This window comes from Moorena sp. SIO2C4 (assembly GCF_010672485.1).
In the GTDB taxonomy this organism is placed as follows: Bacteria; Cyanobacteriota; Cyanobacteriia; order Cyanobacteriales; family Coleofasciculaceae; genus Moorena; species Moorena producens.
In genome coordinates, this window is record NZ_JAAHGN010001010.1 from 1 (window position 1) to 2,774 (window position 2,774).

At 42.9% G+C, this 2,774-nt stretch carries 4 protein-coding genes and 1 pseudogene; 1 reads left to right on the forward strand and 4 read right to left on the reverse strand.

Annotated features, from left to right (window positions below):
* The first annotated feature begins 419 nt into the window (after window positions 1–419).
* On the forward strand, window positions 420–584 hold the full coding sequence (locus F6K20_RS32855) for a ribbon-helix-helix domain-containing protein (protein WP_008191713.1): 165 nt from the start codon (window positions 420–422) through the stop codon (window positions 582–584).
* Window positions 585–650: 66 nt separating this feature from the next.
* On the opposite strand, the gene F6K20_RS32860 is transcribed toward F6K20_RS32855, so the two are convergent.
* From F6K20_RS32860 to F6K20_RS32875, 4 genes and pseudogenes are all read right to left on the reverse strand, one after another.
* Window positions 651–800, reverse strand: a complete 150-nt coding sequence (locus F6K20_RS32860) for a hypothetical protein (RefSeq protein WP_154659994.1) — start codon at window positions 798–800, stop codon at window positions 651–653.
* A gap of 43 nt (window positions 801–843) precedes the next feature.
* On the reverse strand, window positions 844–1,143 hold the full coding sequence (locus F6K20_RS32865) for a Dabb family protein (protein ID WP_008191711.1): 300 nt from the start codon (window positions 1,141–1,143) through the stop codon (window positions 844–846).
* 196 nt (window positions 1,144–1,339) lie between these two features.
* Window positions 1,340–1,516: pseudogene (locus F6K20_RS32870) on the reverse strand (zinc ribbon domain-containing protein); the annotation flags it as partial.
* Between the two features lie 105 nt (window positions 1,517–1,621).
* Window positions 1,622–2,774 (reverse strand): group II intron reverse transcriptase (locus tag F6K20_RS32875; protein ID WP_287297559.1); only part of this gene is annotated, 1,153 nt, incomplete at its 5' end.

Consider the following 2,774-nt stretch of genomic DNA (forward strand, 5'->3'; position numbering starts at 1 on the left):
GATTCGAACCCGCGGCCAGCTGATTACAAATCAGCTGCTCTACCAACTGAGCTACACCAGCAATCTTTTTAACTATAACACTAAGTATAACACTTGTCAAAGCTTCCGGTCTGATCATCCATCACCCCCGATCACCGGATCACCCCATGATGTGATCCGGTGATCCGGTGATGTGTAGCAATATTTTTTAAACTTTGTATTAATTACTCCGGATTAGACCTATTGTGATCAACTTCCAATTGGGAGTGACTGTAGATTTGGATTAACTTTAGCTCTTTTTTACGGGGAAAGCTACCTGTCTATTGGGTCTACAGAAAGCTTTCCATTACAATTTATGGAATAACACATAGTTTATTTTTATTTGTGTTAATTTATGTTTGTTTGGGTAAAAACCTAGAGTAAAAATTATTGTTAATCCTATGGCTAAAGTAACCGTAACTCTCTATATGGAAGAAAAAGACAAAGAAGCGCTTCAACGATTGGCAGATGCCGAGGAGCGCTCCTTGTCCCAAATGGCAGTACTAATTCTCAAACGAGCGATTAAAAAAGCTCAGCAGGCAGGAGAGATACCACCCAAAGACTAATGAGTGATGGGGTGAAAAGCGTAAGCTATCAGCGTGTCGCGTATCAGCCTATGCGCTACGGACACACTACTTGAGGTGTTTATGTGCTACAAATGGTGCTACTGTTTGCGCAGCTTGCCCGTAGCGCAATCGGTGCTTTTGAATAAAATAAGCTGTTCGGTGTAGCCTGGCCAACGGCTGACGGCTGATAGCTGACGGCTGAATGCTTAATGACAAGCAGCCTTGTTACCCCCTCAGTTCCTGTCCTTTATCCTTGAGGCTAGTCAACTTCGTAATCCACTGCGATTATGTCCCCTTGGATAGGTTTGATATACTTCTGGACTACTTCCTGGTGGGCTGGGTGATCAGTATAGGTACTCAGAGCGTCGCGATTGACCAGTTGCACTCTCAAAGCATGCTGAAATCCCTGGGACCTGAGGGGGGAAAAGTTCTCTCCACAGGAAAGTTCTACAATCTCAGGAATTTGGTCTTTCATGGCCAGTAGTCCATTGATAGCTAATGCGATCGCATCCGCTGAAGCGTCGTCTTTCCACTTGAACAAAATAATATGCTCGATCATCTTTACTTAGAAGTTCGTGACAGCTCCTACACTGACCTTGCAGGAAAGCGTGTAGGCTTCCCAGCCAATCCGGGTATCCCTTAGGAGGCGCTGGGCTTTAAGAACGGACTGCCGAGAGACGAAACCTTAGATAGTGGAGCCTTTATGGTTAGTCGGCTATGCATAAAAGGGTTAAAACTTTTTGATTAAGGCTCCACTATCTTACGGTAACTTCAAACCCTTCCGCTCTATTTCGTATATTGATCGCTGCATTATGGTCTCGATCTAGACTACAACCACAATGTGGACAATCGTGCCAACGGACATGCAACTTTTTAGGAACCTTTTTGCCGCAATTGGAGCAATTCTGTGAGGTATTCTGAGCGCTGACTGGGTTAAACTAAGCCGATTTGTTGCCGCCTCGGCTCGTCTTCAAAACCGTACGTGAGACTTTCACCTCATACGGCTCCTCATCTTAGGAATCCTTGTCATTGGTACCTCAGAATGGATTGCTATCTAATTCTTTCGAGTTAATTTGCTTTCCGTGTATTTTGTCATGGCAATGTAGGTGTAGGAGTTCAAGGTTTCCTATGTTGTCCTTTCCTCCTAAAGCGCGTGGTAAGATGTGATGTGTTTCCATTAAGTCGCCGTCCCGGAAGGTGAGTCCACAGTGAGTACATTTCCCTTCTTGTCTTTTCAAAAGCTTCCCCTTTTGACTGGTCATTTCAGGATGTTTTCTCACACGTTCTAGCCAGTATACTAGGTTACCATCATATGGACTTCTTACTCCCGCTACCTTTTTGTGCCGTATAATTTTTGTTTTGGCGTGTTTTGGAAGAAATTGGTCTTCTGAGGACATGAATACCCAGTTGTCTACCTTGGGGGCTTCCCACCACTTCTTGGGTTTTTCCGTTTTGGTTCCCCAATATTTTTCTTTTATCCAGGATTTTGACTTGTTAGGATGTCTTCTTTTTGCCCATCGCCAGAGTCTTTTCCAGAGCAAATGGTCTAATTTTGAGTATGTTTCCTTACTACAAACTGGTCTGTAGTAATTACACCATCCTCTTATACTTGGGTTCAGGTGGCTTATTAAGGCTTCCTGAGGTGCTGCGTTATGGCGGGATATTGTGTCCGCCATGTTTTTGTAATGCTCTAGAACTTTCTCTTTTGACGGTTTTATTATGGTTTTGAAGCCTTGTTTTGACTGGTTCTTACCTGTTTTATATTGTTTGACCTTGAATCCGAGGAAATCGAATCCGTCAAATGTATGGGTAATCCTTGTCTTACTTGGCTTTAACTCTAAGCCCATATCTTTTAGCCAATTGCTGATGATTCTTTGACATTCTTCTATCACTTCTTGGTTTTTATGCATTATTACAAAGTCGTCGGCATATCGTATTAGGTTTAGGGCATTTTTGTTTGCCACTTTATTTCCTTTCATGCTTTCGGCATAAGTTTTAATGCATTCTTCCATTCCGTGGAGGGCTATATTTCCTAAGAGTGGGGAAATAATGCCACCCTGAGGGGTACCCTCTTCTGTAGGTGAGAATGTCCCGTTATCCATCACACCGGCTTTGAGCCATGATTTAATTAAACGTCTCATGGATGGATAGGTATTTAATTTTCTTAGAAGAGCATCATGTTTTATTTTG

What these genes read in the sequence shown, in the direction of transcription:
- F6K20_RS32855 (WP_008191713.1), top strand. Translation starts at nt 420, where the DNA reads ATGGCTAAAGTAACCGTAACTCTCTATATGGAAGAAAAAGACAAAGAA.
- F6K20_RS32865 (WP_008191711.1), bottom strand. Translation starts at nt 1,143, where the DNA reads ATGATCGAGCATATTATTTTGTTCAAGTGGAAAGACGACGCTTCAGCG.